The organism is Tepidiphilus succinatimandens (genome assembly GCF_006503695.1).
Lineage (GTDB): Bacteria > Pseudomonadota > Gammaproteobacteria > Burkholderiales > Rhodocyclaceae > Tepidiphilus > Tepidiphilus succinatimandens.
Map to the genome: position 1 here is coordinate 1 of NZ_SBIK01000025.1, position 15692 is coordinate 15692.

Annotated in this window: 13 protein-coding genes and 1 tRNA gene; all 14 read left to right on the top strand. The window is 63.8% G+C overall.

Features of this window, described 5'->3' with window-relative positions; translation table 11 throughout:
- Positions 1 to 429: EF-Tu C-terminal domain-related protein (locus EPD82_RS11540; RefSeq protein WP_240803296.1), on the top strand; the 429-nt coding region annotated here is incomplete at its 5' end.
- Between the two features lie 42 nt (positions 430 to 471).
- Positions 472 to 547 (top strand) — tRNA-Trp (locus EPD82_RS11545).
- 28 nt (positions 548 to 575) lie between these two features.
- Positions 576 to 923, top strand: a complete 348-nt coding sequence (secE, locus tag EPD82_RS11550) for a preprotein translocase subunit SecE (RefSeq protein ID WP_141056729.1) — start codon at positions 576 to 578, stop codon at positions 921 to 923.
- Positions 923 to 1456: a transcription termination/antitermination protein NusG gene (nusG, locus tag EPD82_RS11555; protein WP_141056730.1), complete on the top strand. Its 534-nt coding sequence runs from the start codon at positions 923 to 925 to the stop codon at positions 1454 to 1456. Before secE ends, nusG begins: the two co-directional genes overlap by 1 nt.
- Positions 1457 to 1531: 75 nt before the next feature.
- Positions 1532 to 1963: a 50S ribosomal protein L11 gene (gene rplK / locus EPD82_RS11560; protein WP_055424387.1), complete on the top strand. Its 432-nt coding sequence runs from the start codon at positions 1532 to 1534 to the stop codon at positions 1961 to 1963.
- Position 1964: 1 nt separating this feature from the next.
- Positions 1965 to 2663: a 50S ribosomal protein L1 gene (rplA, locus tag EPD82_RS11565; RefSeq protein ID WP_055424386.1), complete on the top strand. Its 699-nt coding sequence runs from the start codon at positions 1965 to 1967 to the stop codon at positions 2661 to 2663.
- 209 nt (positions 2664 to 2872) lie between these two features.
- Positions 2873 to 3397 (top strand): 50S ribosomal protein L10, encoded by a 525-nt coding sequence (gene rplJ / locus EPD82_RS11570; protein ID WP_055424385.1) that lies wholly within the window; start codon positions 2873 to 2875, stop codon positions 3395 to 3397.
- Positions 3398 to 3447: 50 nt separating this feature from the next.
- On the top strand, positions 3448 to 3834 hold the full coding sequence (rplL, locus tag EPD82_RS11575) for a 50S ribosomal protein L7/L12 (RefSeq protein WP_055424384.1): 387 nt from the start codon (positions 3448 to 3450) through the stop codon (positions 3832 to 3834).
- 142 nt (positions 3835 to 3976) lie between these two features.
- Positions 3977 to 8116 (top strand): DNA-directed RNA polymerase subunit beta, encoded by a 4140-nt coding sequence (rpoB, locus tag EPD82_RS11580; RefSeq protein WP_141056731.1) that lies wholly within the window; start codon positions 3977 to 3979, stop codon positions 8114 to 8116.
- 34 nt (positions 8117 to 8150) lie between these two features.
- On the top strand, positions 8151 to 12347 hold the full coding sequence (rpoC, locus tag EPD82_RS11585; protein ID WP_141056732.1) for a DNA-directed RNA polymerase subunit beta': 4197 nt from the start codon (positions 8151 to 8153) through the stop codon (positions 12345 to 12347).
- Between the two features lie 108 nt (positions 12348 to 12455).
- Positions 12456 to 12833 (top strand): 30S ribosomal protein S12, encoded by a 378-nt coding sequence (gene rpsL, locus EPD82_RS11590; RefSeq protein WP_028873837.1) that lies wholly within the window; start codon positions 12456 to 12458, stop codon positions 12831 to 12833.
- Positions 12834 to 12872: 39 nt separating this feature from the next.
- Complete coding sequence (rpsG, locus tag EPD82_RS11595; protein WP_055424381.1) at positions 12873 to 13343, top strand: 30S ribosomal protein S7; 471 nt, start codon at positions 12873 to 12875, stop codon at positions 13341 to 13343.
- A gap of 96 nt (positions 13344 to 13439) precedes the next feature.
- Positions 13440 to 15536 carry an elongation factor G gene (gene fusA, locus EPD82_RS11600; protein WP_055424380.1) on the top strand — a complete coding sequence of 699 codons (2097 nt, stop codon included), beginning with the start codon at positions 13440 to 13442 and terminating at the stop codon, positions 15534 to 15536.
- 37 nt (positions 15537 to 15573) lie between these two features.
- Positions 15574 to 15692, top strand: a 119-nt coding sequence (locus EPD82_RS11605; RefSeq protein ID WP_141056683.1) for a GTP-binding protein, incomplete at its 3' end; no start/stop codon positions are given.

Consider the following 15692-nt stretch of genomic DNA (forward strand, 5'->3'; position numbering starts at 1 on the left):
AAGACCACGGTCACGGGCGTGGAAATGTTCCGCAAGCTCCTCGACCAGGGGCAGGCGGGCGACAACGTCGGGGTGCTGCTGCGCGGCACCAAGCGCGAAGACGTCGAGCGCGGTCAGGTGCTCGCCAAGCCCGGGACGATCACGCCGCACACGCACTTCGAGTGCGAAGTGTACGTGCTCTCCAAGGAAGAAGGCGGGCGTCACACGCCGTTTTTCAGCAACTACCGGCCGCAGTTCTACTTCCGTACCACGGACGTCACCGGCGCGATCAAGCTGCCCGAAGGGGTGGAGATGGTGATGCCGGGTGACAACGTGAAGCTGGAAGTGAAGCTGATCGCCCCGATCGCGATGGAAGAAGGCTTGCGCTTCGCCATCCGTGAAGGCGGCCGCACCGTCGGTGCCGGCGTCGTCTCCAAGATCATCGAGTAAGTATCCGGTCTTAACCCCGCCGGGATTCGTTCCGGCGGCCGCAGGGGCATAGCTCAATTGGCAGAGCGTCGGTCTCCAAAACCGAAGGTTGGGGGTTCGATTCCCTCTGCCCCTGCCATCATTTCTTCGACGGACAACCCGGATCCATGGATCGTCTCAAATATCTGATCGCGCTGCTGCTGCTTGCGGTCGGCATTGCCGGCTACTACGTTTTCGGCGAATGGCCGCTCGTCGCTCGGGCCGCGGTCGTCATCGCTGGTACGCTCGCCGCGGCCGCCGTCGTGCTTTTCGCCACTCCTGCGGGGGCGCGTTTCCTCGAGTTCTGGCGCGGTACGCTCGCCGAGGTGCGTAAGGTCGCCTGGCCGTCGCGCAAGGAGACGATCCAATCCACGTTGGTCGTGTTTGCCTTCGTCACGACGATGGCGCTTTTCTTGTGGCTGACCGACAAGACCCTGGAGTGGGTCTTGTACGACTTGATCCTCGGGTGGAAGTGATGGCCAAGCGCTGGTATGTCGTACAGGCCCATGCGGGCTATGAAAAACAGGTGCAAAAGGCCCTGCAGGAGCGGATCAAGCGCGCCGGCATGGAAGACCTCTTTGGCCGCATCCTCGTGCCCGTGGAAAAAGTCGTCGAGATGCGATCCGGCCAGAAGACCGAGACCGAGCGCAAGTTCTATCCCGGCTACGTGCTCGTCGAAATGGAGATGAACGACGACACCTGGCATCTGGTCAGATCCTTGCCCAAGGTGTCCGGGTTCGTCGGCGGTACGCCCACCAAGCCTGCCCCCATCCCCGAGCGCGACGTCGAGAAAATCCTGCAGCAGATGCAGGAGGGCGGCGAGAAACCGCGTCCGCGCATCGTCTTCGAGCCGGGCGAGGTGGTGCGCATCAAAGAAGGGCCTTTTGCGGATTTCATGGGCACGGTGGAAGAGGTGGACTACGATCGCAGCCGCCTGACGGTGGCCGTGACCATCTTCGGCCGCGCCACCCCGGTTCAACTGGAATTTTCTCAGGTCGAGAAGACCTGAGAGATCGCGGCGCAGCCGCACCCCGAGGAGCCGCCGTAACGGGCGGCGTTCGCACTCACATCTGGAGTCTCATTCATGGCGAAGAAAATCGTCGGCTATATCAAACTGCAAGTGCCGGCGGGCAAGGCCAACCCCAGCCCCCCGATCGGCCCCGCGCTCGGCCAGCGCGGCCTCAACATCATGGAATTCTGCAAGGCCTTCAACGCCCGCACGCAGGGCATGGAGCCGGGCTTGCCGATTCCGGTGATCATCACCGCCTATTCGGACAAGTCCTTCACGTTCATCTTGAAGACCCCGCCGGCCACCATCCTCATCAAGAAGGCCGTCGGCATCCAGAAGGGTTCGGCCAAGCCGCACGTCGACAAGGTCGGCAAGATCACTCGGGCCCAGCTCGAAGAGATTGCCAAGACCAAGATGCCGGACCTCACCGCGGCGGACATGGACGCGGCGGTGCGTACCATCGCCGGTTCCGCGCGCAGCATGGGCGTGACCGTGGAGGGGGTGTGACATGGCCAAGCTCAGCAAACGCATGCGCGCCCTGAAGGAAAAAGTCGACCGCAACCGCGCTTATGCCCTGGGCGAGGCGCTCGCGCTTGCCAAGGAGACGGCGCTGGCCAAGTTCGACGAGTCGATCGACATCGCCGTCAATCTGGGCGTCGATCCGCGCAAATCCGACCAGGTGGTGCGCGGCGCCGTCGTGCTGCCCGCCGGGACCGGCAAGTCGGTGCGCGTGGCCGTCTTCGCCCAAGGGCCCAAGGCCGAGGAAGCCAAGGCCGCCGGAGCCGATCTCGTCGGCATGGAAGATCTCGCCGAACAGGTCAAAGCGGGCAAGATCGACTTCGACGTGTGCATCGCCTCGCCCGACGCCATGCGTGTGGTCGGCCAGCTCGGCCAGATCCTCGGTCCGCGCGGGCTCATGCCCAACCCGAAAGTCGGTACCGTCACGCCCGACGTCGCCACCGCAGTGAAGAATGCCAAGGCGGGCCAAGTTCAGTTCCGCACCGACAAATACGGCATCGTGCACGCCTCCATCGGGCGCGCCTCCTTTGCCGTGGAGGCGCTCGAGCAGAACGCCAAGGCGCTCGTCGATGCCCTCCTGAAGGCCAAGCCGGCGGCGGTGAAAGGATCCTACCTGCGCAAGCTCGCCGTCTCGAGCACCATGGGGGTGGGCATCAAGGTCGACCCGGCCTCGGCCGTGCAGGCGTAAAAAAGAACTTTGGGCCGTCGCGGCGGTTCGCCGTCGCGGCGGGTTGTCAAAGACCGCTGGGGGTTTTCGCCTCAAACGCATCGTTGCGATGCGCCCAGCGCAGATGGCGTCACCCGAAGCAGGAACTTTCCGGTTTGCCGGAACCGCTCCTGATGAAGGTCGCCGTGGCGCATCCCGGAAACGGGGTGCAGTAACCGTAGGAGTAGACCGTGGGACTCAATCTCGACGAGAAGAAGGCGATAGTCGCCGAAGTCGCGGCCCAGGTGGCCGGGGCGGGGGCGATCATCGTCGCCGAGTACCGTGGTCTCGAAGTCGCGCAAATCACCGAGCTGCGCAAGCGGGCACGCCAATCCGGCGTTTACCTGCGCGTGCTGAAGAACACCCTGGTGCGCCGGGCGCTCGCTGGCACTCCCTTCGAGTGCCTTGCCGATCGCCTCGTCGGCCCCCTGATCTATGGCATCGCCAAGGATCCGGTGGCCTGCGCCAAGGTGTTGTTCGACTTTGCGAAAGACGCCGAAAAGCTCGTGATCAAGGGCGGCGCCATGCCCAACTACCCGCTCGATGCGGCGGGAGTGAAAGCCCTGGCGTCCATGCCGAGCCGCGAAGAGCTGCTCGCCACCTTGGTCGGTACGCTGCAGGCGCCGATCGCCAAGTTCGTGCGCACGCTCAACGAGGTGCCCAGCAAGTTCGTGCGCACGCTCGCCGCGGTGCGCGACGCGAAAGAGACCGCTTGACCCCTTCGTAACCCTTTTGCCTCCCGGGCGAAACCTATCAGGAGTGAATCATGGCTTTGACGAAAGAAGAAATCCTCGACGCGATCGCCAGCATGTCGGTGCTCGAACTCTCCGAGCTCATCAAGGCGATGGAAGAGAAATTCGGCGTCTCCGCCGCGGCCGCCGTGGCCGTGGCGGCTGCTCCGGCCGCTGGCGGCGCCGCTGCCGCGCCGGCTGCCGAAGAGAAGACCGAGTTCGACGTGATCCTGCAAGAAGCCGGCGCGAAGAAAGTCGAGGTCATCAAGATCGTGCGCGCGGCCACGGGCCTTGGCCTCAAGGAAGCCAAGGATCTCGTCGACGGTGCGCCCAAGCCCGTCAAGGAAGGTATCTCCAAAGACGAAGCCGAAAAACTCAAGAAAGAGCTCGAAGCCGCCGGTGCCAAGGTCGAAATCAAGTAATCGCCTCGAAGCCGTGCTGGAGGCTGGCGCCCCTTGGGCGTCAGCCTTTTCGCGCTTGTGCCTCGAGAAAACGGCACCGAGCCCGTCGCTGGCGGGCTGAGTCCCGTTTTCTCCCCCACGTCCGACATTGCCTGGAGCACTCATGGCGTACTCTTACACCGAAAGGAAACGCATCCGCAAGAGCTTTGCCAAGCGCAAGCCCATTTTGGATGTCCCGTTTTTGCTGGCTACCCAGGTCGATTCCTACGCCGAATTCCTTCAGCTCGGGGTGCCGCCCGAGCAGCGTGAAAACAAGGGGCTGCAGGCCGCGTTCCAGTCCATTTTCCCCATCGTCAGCGTCACCGGCAACGCCCGCCTCGAATTCGTCCAATATTTCCTTGGCGAACCGGTGTTCGACGTCAAGGAATGCCAGCTGCGAGGGCTCACGTACTGCGTTCCGCTGCGCGCGCGCGTGCGCCTGGTGCTGCTCGACCGGGCCACCAACTACGAAACGGTCAAGGAAGTGAAGGAGCAGGAAGTGTTCATGGGCGAGATCCCGCTCATGACCGAGAACGGCTCTTTCATCATCAACGGAACCGAACGCGTCATCGTCTCGCAACTGCACCGCTCGCCCGGCGTCTTCTTCGAGCACGACAAGGGCAAGACCCACTCCTCCGGCAAGCTCCTTTTCTCGGCGCGCATCATCCCCTACCGTGGCTCCTGGATCGACTTCGAGTTCGACCCGAAGGACTGCCTCTACTTCCGCATCGACCGGCGGCGCAAGATGCCGGTCACGGTGCTGCTGCGCGCCATCGGCATGACCACGGAACAGATCCTCGAGACCTTCCACGATTTCGAAGACTTCCGCATCGAAAACGGCCGCTTCTTCTACCGCATCGTGCCCGAACGGCTCAAGGGTGAGATCGCGCGCTTCGAGATTCGCGACGCCGAGGGCAATGTCATCATTGCCAAAGACAAGCGCATCAATGCCAAGAACGTGCGCGATCTCAAGCGCGCGGGCATCGAGGAAGTGGAGGTCGACGACGAATTCCTGCTGGGGCGCATCATCGCGCGGGAACTGGTCGACCCTGAAACCGGCGAGATCATCGCGCACGCCAACGACGAGATCACCGAAGAGGTGGTCGAGCGCCTGCGTCAGTCCTCACTCAAGGGATTCCAGACACTGCTCGTCAACGACCTCGACCGCGGCCCCTATATCTCCCAGACCCTGCGGCTGGACGACACCACCGACGCCTGGTCGGCCAAGGTGGCGATCTACCGCATGATGCGCCCCGGCGAGCCGCCCACCGAGGAGGCGGTCGAAAACCTCTTCCAGGGACTCTTCTATTCGCCCGATCGCTACGATCTCTCGGCGGTGGGGCGCATGAAGTTCAACAGCCGCGCCTATCCGCCGCTCGAGCAGCTCGATCCCAATTCGCCCGACTGGATCAAGCGTTTCTTCGAGCGTGTCGGTCCCAGGGGTGCAGAGGGCAAGGGGACGCTGGACAATGAAGACCTCATCGCCGTGATCGCGCTCCTCGTCGAGCTGCGCAATGGTCACGGCGAGGTCGACGACATCGACCACCTCGGCAACCGTCGCGTGCGCTGCGTCGGGGAACTGGCGGAGAACCAGTTCCGTGCCGGGCTCGCCCGAGTCGAGCGCGCCGTCAAGGAGCGTCTGGTGCAGGCCGAGGCCGAAAACCTCATGCCGCACGACCTCATCAATGCCAAGCCGATCTCGGCGGCAATCAAGGAGTTCTTCGGTTCGAGCCAGCTCTCCCAGTTCATGGACCAGACGAACCCGCTCTCCGAGATCACGCACAAGCGGCGCGTCTCGGCGCTCGGCCCCGGCGGTTTGACGCGCGAGCGCGCAGGGTTCGAAGTGCGCGACGTCCACCCCACCCACTATGGGCGCCTGTGCCCGATCGAGACCCCAGAAGGCCCCAACATCGGCCTCATCAACTCGCTGGCGGTCTATGCCCGAACCAACAAGTACGGCTTCATCGAGACGCCGTACCGCAAGGTGATCGACGGGCGGGTCACCAATGAAGTGGTCTATATGTCGGCCATCGAGGAAGGTTCCTACGTCATCGCCCAGGCGAACTCGGAAGTCGACGCCGAAGGCCGGCTCACCGGTGCACTCGTCTCCTGCCGGCAGAGAGGCGAATTCGTCATGGTGCCGCCGGAGCAGGTGCAGTTGATGGACGTGGCGCCGCAGCAGATCGTCTCGGTGGCTGCCTCTCTCATCCCCTTCCTCGAGCACGACGACGCCAACCGGGCGCTCATGGGCGCGAACATGCAGCGCCAGGCCGTACCCTGCCTGCGCCCGGAAAAACCCCTGGTGGGTACCGGCATGGAGCGCATCGCCGCGGCCGACTCCGGCACGGTCGTGCGCGCGCGCCGCGGCGGCGTGGTCGATTACGTCGACGCCAAGCGCATCGTCGTGCGCGTGCATGACGACGAAACCTCTCCGGGCGAAGTCGGGGTCGACATCTACAACCTCACCAAATTCACGCGCTCCAACCAGAACACCAACATCAGCCAGCGGCCCATCGTGCGCAAGGGCGACGTGATCGCTTCCGGCGACATCATCGCCGACGGTGCCTCTACCGACCTCGGTGAGCTCGCCCTGGGGCAGAACGTGCTCGTGGCCTTCATGCCCTGGAACGGCTACAACTTCGAGGACTCCATCCTCATCTCCGAGCGCGTGGTGGCCGAGGATCGCTTCACCTCGATCCACATCGAGGAGCTCACGGTCGTGGCGCGCGACACCAAGCTCGGACCCGAGGAGATCACACGCGACATCGCCTCCCTTGGCGAAGCGCAGCTTGGCCGGCTCGACGAATCCGGCATCATCCACATCGGCGCCGAGGTCAAGGCGGGCGACGTGCTGGTGGGTAAGGTCACGCCCAAGGGCGAAGCCCAGCTCACGCCGGAAGAAAAACTGCTGCGGGCGATCTTCGGCGAGAAAGCTTCCGACGTGAAGGACTCCTCGCTGCGCGTGCCCACCGGCATGAGCGGCACCGTCATCGACGTGCTCGTTTTCACCCGCGAAGGCATCGAGCGCGACAAGCGGGCGCAGTCCATCATCGACGACCAGTTGCGGGCCTATCGCAAGGACCTCAACGACCAGATGCGCATCTTCGAGCGCGATGCCTTCCAGCGCGTGCGCCGTCTGCTCGTCGGCCAGAAGGCCAACGGCGGTCCCAAGCGTCTGGCCAAAGGCAGCGTGATCGACGAGGCCTATCTCGATGCGATCGAACCGCATCAGTGGTTCGACATCCGCGTTGAGGACGAGACGCTCGCTGCCCAGCTCGAAGCCGTGCGCGAGGGCCTGGAGAAAATGCGCAAGGCCTTCGACGAAGCCTTCGAGCACAAGCGGCGCAAGCTCACCCAGGGCGACGAGCTGCCCCCGGGTGTGCTCAAGATGGTCAAAGTCTATCTCGCCGTCAAGCGCCGTCTGCAGCCTGGCGACAAGATGGCCGGCCGTCACGGCAACAAAGGCGTGGTCTCCAAGATCGTTCCGGTCGAGGACATGCCGTTCATGGCCGACGGGCGCCCCGTCGACATCGTCCTGAACCCCTTGGGCGTGCCCTCGCGCATGAACATCGGCCAGATCCTCGAAACCCATCTCGGCCGTGCCGCCCGGGCGCTGGGCGAGCGCATCGGCGAGATGCTGCGCCGTCAGGCGGCGGTGCAGGAAGTGCGCGACTTCCTCGAGAAAATCTACAACGAGCGCGGCCACAGCGAGGCGCTCGGCGAGCTCAGCGACGAGGAACTCCTCGAGATGGCGCGCAACCTCGAAAAAGGCGTGCCTTTTGCCTCGCCCGTTTTCGAGGGGGCGGCGGAAGAGGACATCGCCGCCATGTTCCGGCTCGCCGGCATCGAGGGAACCGAGCAGGTCACGCTCTACGACGGCCAGACGGGCGAACCTTTCGAGCGCCCCGTCACGGTGGGCTACAAGCACATGCTGAAGCTGCACCACCTCGTCGACGACAAGATGCACGCGCGCTCCACCGGTCCGTACTCGCTGGTGACGCAGCAGCCGCTCGGCGGCAAGGCGCAGTTCGGCGGCCAGCGCTTCGGCGAGATGGAGGTCTGGGCGCTGGAAGCCTACGGCGCGGCATACACCCTGCAAGAGATGCTCACCGTCAAGTCCGACGACGTGGTCGGCCGCACCAAGGTCTACGAGAGCATCGTCAAGGGCGAGCACCGCATCATCGCCGGCATGCCCGAATCCTTCAACGTGCTGTTGAAGGAAATCCGCTCGCTCGCGCTCGACATCGATCTGGAACGCTATTGATCAGGCGGCTCTATTCCGCCAGGAGAATTCATCCATGACTAGCTTGCTCGCCGATCTGTTCAAACAGTCGCTGCCGCAGGAAAACGAGTTCGATGCGATCACCATCCGGCTCGCTTCGCCGGAGAAGATCCGCTCGTGGTCCTATGGCGAAGTCAAGAAGCCCGAGACCATCAACTACCGCACCTTCAAGCCCGAGCGCGACGGCCTCTTCTGCGCCAAGATCTTCGGCCCGATCAAGGACTACGAGTGCCTGTGCGGCAAGTACAAGCGGCTCAAGTACCGCGGCGTGATCTGCGAGAAGTGCGGCGTCGAGGTGACCGTGTCGCGCGTTCGCCGCGAGCGTATGGGGCACATCGAGCTCGCATCGCCCGTCTCTCACATCTGGTTCCTGAAGAGCCTGCCGAGCCGCCTCGGGCTGGTGCTCGACATGACGCTGCGCGACATCGAGCGCATCCTCTACTTCGAGGCCTACGTCGTCATCGAGCCGGGGCTCACGCCGCTCAACCGCGGCCAGCTCATGACCGAAGAGCAATACCACGCGGCCTTCGAGGAGTACGGCGACGATTTCGTGGCCATGATGGGGGCCGAGGCCATCCGCGAACTCCTGCGCACGCTCGACATCAAGCGCGAGATCGAGAAGCTGCGCGGCGAGCTCGAAACCACCGGCTCGGATGCCAAGATCAAGAAGATCAGCAAGCGGCTCAAGGTGCTGGAAGCCTTCAACAAGACCGGAATGCGCCCTGAGTGGATGATCCTCGAGGTGCTGCCCGTGCTGCCGCCCGATCTGCGTCCGCTCGTGCCGCTCGACGGCGGGCGCTTCGCCACCTCGGATCTCAACGATCTCTACCGCCGCGTCATCAACCGTAACAACCGACTCAAGCGCCTGCTCGAACTCAAGGCACCCGACATCATCGTGTGCAACGAGAAGCGCATGCTGCAGGAGGCGGTCGATTCGCTGCTCGACAACGGCCGGCGCGGCAAGGCGATGACCGGCCCCAACAAGCGGCCGCTCAAGTCGCTCGCCGACATGATCAAGGGCAAGGGCGGGCGTTTCCGCCAGAACCTGCTCGGCAAGCGGGTGGATTACTCCGGCCGTTCGGTCATCGTCGTCGGTCCGCAGCTGAAGCTGCACCAGTGCGGCCTGCCCAAGCTCATGGCGCTCGAGCTCTTCAAGCCCTTCATCTTCAACCGGCTGGAGAAACTCGGCTACGCCACCACCATCAAGCAGGCCAAGAAGATGGTGGAGAACCAGGAGCCGGTGGTCTGGGACATCCTCGAAGAGGTGATCTACGAGCACCCGGTGCTGCTCAACCGGGCGCCGACCCTGCACCGCCTGGGCATCCAGGCCTTCGAGCCGGTGCTCATCGAGGGCAAGGCGATCCAGCTGCACCCGCTGGTGTGTACGGCGTTCAACGCCGACTTCGACGGCGACCAGATGGCCGTGCACGTGCCGCTGTCGCTCGAAGCCCAGCTCGAGGCGCGCACCCTCATGCTCGCCTCCAACAACGTGCTCTCGCCGGCCAACGGTGAGCCCATCATCGTCCCGTCGCAGGACATCGTGCTGGGGCTTTATTACGCCACGCGCGAATCCGCCGTGGCCAAGGGCAGCGGCATGATGTTCGCCGACGTGGGCGAAGTCAAGCGCGCCTTAGAGATGGGGCAGGTATCGCTGCATGCGCGCGTCACCGTGCGTATCAAGGAGTACGACCTCGGGCCCGACGGCGAGCCCGTCGAACGCATCACGCGGCGCGAGACCACCGTGGGCCGGGCGATCCTCTCCGAGATCCTGCCTGCCGGCCTGCCGTTCGAGCTCATCGACCAGCCGCTCAAGAAAAAGACCATCTCCAAGCTCATCAACCACGCCTACCGCAACTGCGGGCTCAAAGCCACGGTGATCTTCGCCGACAAGCTGATGACGACCGGTTATCGGCTCGCCACCCGCGGCGGCATCTCCATCGCCATCAAGGACCTGCTCGTCCCGCCGCAGAAAGAGGAGATCATCCGCAAGGCCGAGGAAGAGGTCAAGGAGATCGCCCAGCAGTACGCCTCGGGTCTGGTGACGGCGGCCGAACGCTACAACAAGGTGGTCGACATCTGGGGCCGGGCGGCCGATCTGGTGGCCAAGGCGATGATGGAGCAGCTCGCCAAGGAGAAGATCGTCACCGAAGACGGCAAGGTGATCGAGCAGGAGTCCTTCAACTCCATCTACATGATGGCCGACTCGGGGGCGCGGGGTTCCGCTGCTCAGATCCGGCAGCTGGCCGGGATGCGGGGCCTCATGGCCAAACCCGACGGTTCGATCATCGAGACGCCCATCACCACCAACTTCCGCGAGGGCCTCAACGTCCTGCAATACTTCATCTCCACGCACGGCGCGCGCAAGGGGCTGGCCGACACGGCGCTGAAAACTGCCAACTCGGGCTACCTCACGCGGCGCCTGGTCGACGTCACGCAGGATCTGGTCGTCACCGAAGACGACTGCGGCACGCACGAAGGCTTCGCGATGAAAGCCCTCATCGAAGGGGGCGAGGTCATCGAGCCGCTGCGCGACCGCATCCTCGGGCGCGTGGCCGCCGACGACATCATCGATCCCGACACGCAGGCCACGCTCATCGAGGCCGGCACTCTGCTCGACGAGAAACTCGTGGCGCTCATCGACGAGAAGGGGATCGACGAAGTCAAGGTACGCAGCCCGCTCACCTGCCACACTCACTTCGGGGTGTGCGCCAAGTGCTACGGGCGCGACCTCGGCCGCGGCGGGCTGGTCAACGTCGGCGAGGCGATCGGCGTCATCGCCGCGCAGTCGATCGGCGAGCCGGGCACGCAGCTCACCATGCGGACCTTCCACGTGGGCGGGGCCGCCTCGCGGGCGGCCGCAGTCTCGGGGGTGGAAGCCAAGTCGGGCGGCACGATGCGTTTCTCGCCCAACATGCGCTACGTGGTCAACGAGCGGGGGGAAAAGATCGTCATCGCCCGCTCGGCCGAAGTGCTGATCCTCGACGACGCCGGCCGCGAGCGCGAGCGCCACAAGGTTCCTTATGGTGCGACGCTGCACGTCGATGACGGACAGGCGGTGAAGGCCGGCGTCAAGCTCGCCTCCTGGGATCCGCACACCCGTCCGATCATCAGCGAATACGCCGGCACGGTGCGTTTCGACAACGTCGAAGAAGGCGTCACGGTCGCCAAGCAGGTCGACGAAGTCACCGGCCTGTCCACCCTGGTGGTGATCGACGCCAAGCAGCGCGGCAGCAGCGCCAAGATCGGCCGGCCGCAGATCCGCCTGCAGGACGAGGCGGGCAACGACGTGCTCATCCCCGGTACCGAGCATCCCTTCACCCTCAGTTTCCCGGTGGGGGCCATCATCACGGTGCGCGAAGGCCAGCACGTGGGCGTGGGTGAAGTGCTCGCCCGTATCCCGCAGGAATCGGCCAAGACGCGTGACATCACCGGTGGTCTGCCGCGCGTGGCCGAACTCTTCGAGGCCCGCTCGCCCAAGGACGCCGGAATGCTTGCCGAATACACTGGGACCGTCTCCTTCGGCAAGGAAACCAAGGGCAAACAACGGCTCATCATCACCGAACCGGACGGCACCACGCACGAGTTCCTCATTCCCAAGGAAAAGCATCTGCTGGTGCACGACGGCCAGGTGGTCAACCGCGGCGAGATCATCGTCGATGGGCCGGTCGATCCGCACGACATTCTGCGCCTGCAAGGAATCGAGGCACTCGCGCGCTACATCATCGACGAGGTGCAGGACGTCTATCGCCTGCAGGGTGTGAAGATCAACGACAAGCACATCGAGGTGATCGTGCGGCAGATGCTGCGTCGCGTCGTCATCACGGATCCGGGCGACAGCCGCTTCCTGCGCGAGGAGCAGGTCGAACGCTCGGACGTGCTGATCGAAAACGCCCGCCTGGAGAAAGAGGGCAAGATCCCGGCGCGCTTCGAGAACGTTCTGCTCGGCATCACCAAGGCGTCGCTGTCTACCGACTCCTTCATCTCGGCGGCCTCCTTCCAGGAGACCACCCGGGTGCTCACCGAAGCCGCGATCATGGGCAAGCGCGACGAGCTGCGTGGGCTCAAGGAGAACGTCATCGTCGGGCGGCTCATTCCGGCGGGGACGGGTCTGGCGCATCATCGGGCGCGGCGTCAGCGCACCCAGCTGCAGTCGGCCGAGAGCGCCTGGGCCCAAATCACCACGGCTTCTGCCACTCCTGAGGCCGAAGCCTGATTCGGACGGGGTGCGCTTGACGCGCACCCCTTTTCAAGTTAACATCGCGCGTTTATCGAACCGGCCAATCGTAGTCGGGTCGCCGAATCGCCAACGAAGGAACGAACTATGCCGACGATCAACCAGCTCGTGCGCAAGCCGCGCACCCGGGTGCGGGAGAAGAGCAAGGTCCCTGCACTGGAATCCTGCCCGCAGAAGCGGGGTGTTTGTACCCGTGTTTATACCACCACGCCGAAGAAACCGAACTCGGCCCTGCGTAAGGTCGCCAAGGTGCGGCTCACCAACGGCTACGAAGTCATCGCTTACATCGGCGGGGAAGGGCACAATCTGCAAGAGCACTCGGTCGTGCTGATCCGCGGCGGTCGGGTCAAGGACCTCCCGGGTGTGCGTTACCACATCGTCCGTGGTTCGCTCGATCTGCAGGGCGTCAAGGATCGCAAACAGGCCCGTTCGAAATACGGCGCGAAGCGGCCCAAGAAAGCCTGATCGATTCGAAACGTCACCTAGAAATCACGAGAGGTCGAAATGCCCCGTCGTCGTGAAGTACCCAAACGCGAGATTCTGCCGGATCCGAAATTCGGCAACCAGAACGTCTCCAAATTCATCAACGTCATCATGGTCTCCGGCAAGAAGTCGGTGGCCGAGCGCATCGTCTATGGCGCTTTCGAGGCGATCGCCGCCAAGACGGGCAAAGATCCCGTGCAAGTCTTCGCTGCCGCAATCGAAAACGTCAAGCCGGTGGTCGAGGTCAAGAGCCGCCGCGTGGGCGGGGCCAACTACCAGGTCCCGGTCGAGGTGCGTCCTTCCCGCCGTCTGGCGCTGTCGATGCGCTGGCTGCGCGACGCCGCGCGCAAGCGCTCCGAGAAGTCCATGGCGCAGCGCCTGGCCAACGAGCTGCTCGAAGCCTCCGAAGGGCGCGGCGCGGCCATGAAGAAACGCGAGGAAGTGCACCGCATGGCCGAGGCCAACAAGGCGTTTGCGCATTACCGTTACTGATCGCAGGCGCACTGCGCGGGAAGCCCTTCTCCGGGCTTGCCCGCATTTCGTGTTTCTGGCGAACGACATTCTGGAACTCTTGGCGGGAAAAACGACGTGGCACGCAAAACACCCATCGAACGCTACCGTAACATCGGTATCTCGGCGCACATCGACGCCGGTAAAACCACGACCACCGAACGCATCCTGTTCTACACCGGGGTCAATCACAAGATCGGCGAAGTGCACGAAGGCGCCGCGACGATGGACTGGATGGAGCAGGAACAAGAGCGGGGCATTACCATCACTTCCGCCGCGACCACCTGCTTCTGGCGCGGCATGGACATGCAATTCCCCGAGCACCGCTTCAACATCATCGACACGCCGGGCCACGTCGACTTCACCATCGAAGTCGAGCGCTCGATGCGCGTGCTCGACGGGGCCTGCATGGTCTACTGCGCGGTAGGCGGCGTGCAACCCCAGTCCGAAACCGTCTGGCGTCAGGCCACCAAGTACAAAGTGCCGCGCCTGGCCTTCGTCAACAAGATGGACCGCCAGGGGGCCAATTTCTTCAAGGTCTACGATCAGATGCGCACCCGCCTCAAGGCGAACCCCGTGCCCATCGTGATCCCCATCGGTGCCGAGGATTCGTTCGCCGGCGTGGTCGACCTCATCAAGATGAAGGCGATCATCTGGGACGAGGCTTCCCAAGGCACCAAGTTCGAATACCGCGACATCCCGGCCGAGCTGAAGGATCAGGCGCAGGAGTGGCGTGAGAAGATGGTCGAGGCGGCCGCCGAGGCGAGCGAGGAGCTCATGAACGAGTACCTCGAAAACGGCGATCTGCCCGAGGCCAAGATCGTCCAGGGGTTGCGTCTGCGCACCATCGCCACCGAGATCCAGCCCATGCTGTGCGGCTCGGCCTTCAAGAACAAGGGCGTGCAGCGCATGCTCGATGCCGTGATCGAATTCCTGCCCTCTCCGGTCGACATCCCCCCGGTGCAGGGGACCGATCCCGACGGCAACGTCGTCGAGCGCCGTGCCGCCGACGACGAGAAGTTCTGCGCGCTCGCCTTCAAGCTGATGACCGATCCCTTCGTCGGCCAGCTCACCTTCCTGCGCGTCTATTCCGGTACGCTCAACTCCGGCGACACGGTGCTCAACGCCAACAAGAACAAAAAAGAGCGCATCGGCCGCCTGCTGCAGATGCACGCCAACGAGCGCAACGAAATCAAGGAAGTGCTCGCCGGGGACATCGCCGCCGCCGTGGGACTGAAAGAAGTCACCACCGGCGAGACCTTGTGCGATCCGAGCGCCCCGATCAAGCTCGAATCCATGGTCTTCCCCGAGCCGGTGATCCACGTCGCCGTCGAACCCAAGACCAAGAGCGACCAGGAAAAGATGGGGATCGCGCTGCAGCGCCTGGCGATGGAAGACCCCTCTTTCCGCGTGCGCACCGATGAAGAATCCGGCCAGACCATCATCTCCGGCATGGGCGAGCTGCACCTGGAGATCATCGTCGATCGCATGCGCCGCGAGTTCAACGTCGAGTGCAACGTCGGCGCGCCTCAGGTGGCCTACCGCGAGACCATCCGCAAGTCGGTCGAGCAGGAAGGCAAGTTCGTCAAGCAGACCGGCGGTCGTGGTCAGTACGGTCACGTCTGGCTGCGCATCGAGCCGAACGAACCGGGCAAGGGCTATGAGTTCATCGACGCCATCAAGGGCGGCGTGGTGCCCCGCGAATACATCCCGGCCGTCGATAAGGGGGTGCAGGAAGCGCTGCAAAGCGGGGTGCTCGCCGGCTTCCCGGTGGTCGACGTCAAGGTGACGCTCTTCGACGGTTCGTACCACGAAGTCGACTCCAACGAGAACGCCTTCAAGATGGCGGGTTCCATCGCCTTCAAGGAAGGGATGAAAAAAGCCAATCCGGTCCTGCTCGAACCCATCATGGCGGTGGAAGTCGAGACTCCGGAGGAGTTCATGGGCAACGTCATGGGCGATCTCTCCGGGCGTCGCGGTGTGATCCTCGGCATGGAAGACCTTGCCGGAGGGATCAAGTCGATCCGCGCCGAGGTGCCTCTGGCCGAGATGTTCGGCTATGCCACCCAGCTGCGCTCGCTCACGCAGGGTCGCGCCACCTATACGATGGAGTTCAAGCACTACGCCGAAGCGCCCAAGTCAGTGGCCGAGGCGGTGATCAACAGCCGGAAGTGAGCGGTTTTTCTTTATCACGTTTGCAAGGGGAAATACGATGGCAAAAGCGAAGTTTGAGCGCACGAAGCCGCACGTGAATGTGGGCACGATCGGTCACGTGGACCATGGGAAGACGACGCTGACGGCGGCGCTGACGACGGTGCTGTCGAAGTACTA

Coding starts and splice junctions, on each gene's coding strand:
- secE (WP_141056729.1), top strand. CDS start 576: ATGGATCGTCTCAAATATCTGATCGCGCTGCTGCTGCTTGCGGTCGGC.
- nusG (WP_141056730.1), top strand. CDS start 923: ATGGCCAAGCGCTGGTATGTCGTACAGGCCCATGCGGGCTATGAAAAA.
- rplK (WP_055424387.1), top strand. CDS start 1,532: ATGGCGAAGAAAATCGTCGGCTATATCAAACTGCAAGTGCCGGCGGGC.
- rplA (WP_055424386.1), top strand. CDS start 1,965: ATGGCCAAGCTCAGCAAACGCATGCGCGCCCTGAAGGAAAAAGTCGAC.
- rplL (WP_055424384.1), top strand. CDS start 3,448: ATGGCTTTGACGAAAGAAGAAATCCTCGACGCGATCGCCAGCATGTCG.
- rpoB (WP_141056731.1), top strand. CDS start 3,977: ATGGCGTACTCTTACACCGAAAGGAAACGCATCCGCAAGAGCTTTGCC.
- rpoC (WP_141056732.1), top strand. CDS start 8,151: ATGACTAGCTTGCTCGCCGATCTGTTCAAACAGTCGCTGCCGCAGGAA.
- rpsL (WP_028873837.1), top strand. CDS start 12,456: ATGCCGACGATCAACCAGCTCGTGCGCAAGCCGCGCACCCGGGTGCGG.
- rpsG (WP_055424381.1), top strand. CDS start 12,873: ATGCCCCGTCGTCGTGAAGTACCCAAACGCGAGATTCTGCCGGATCCG.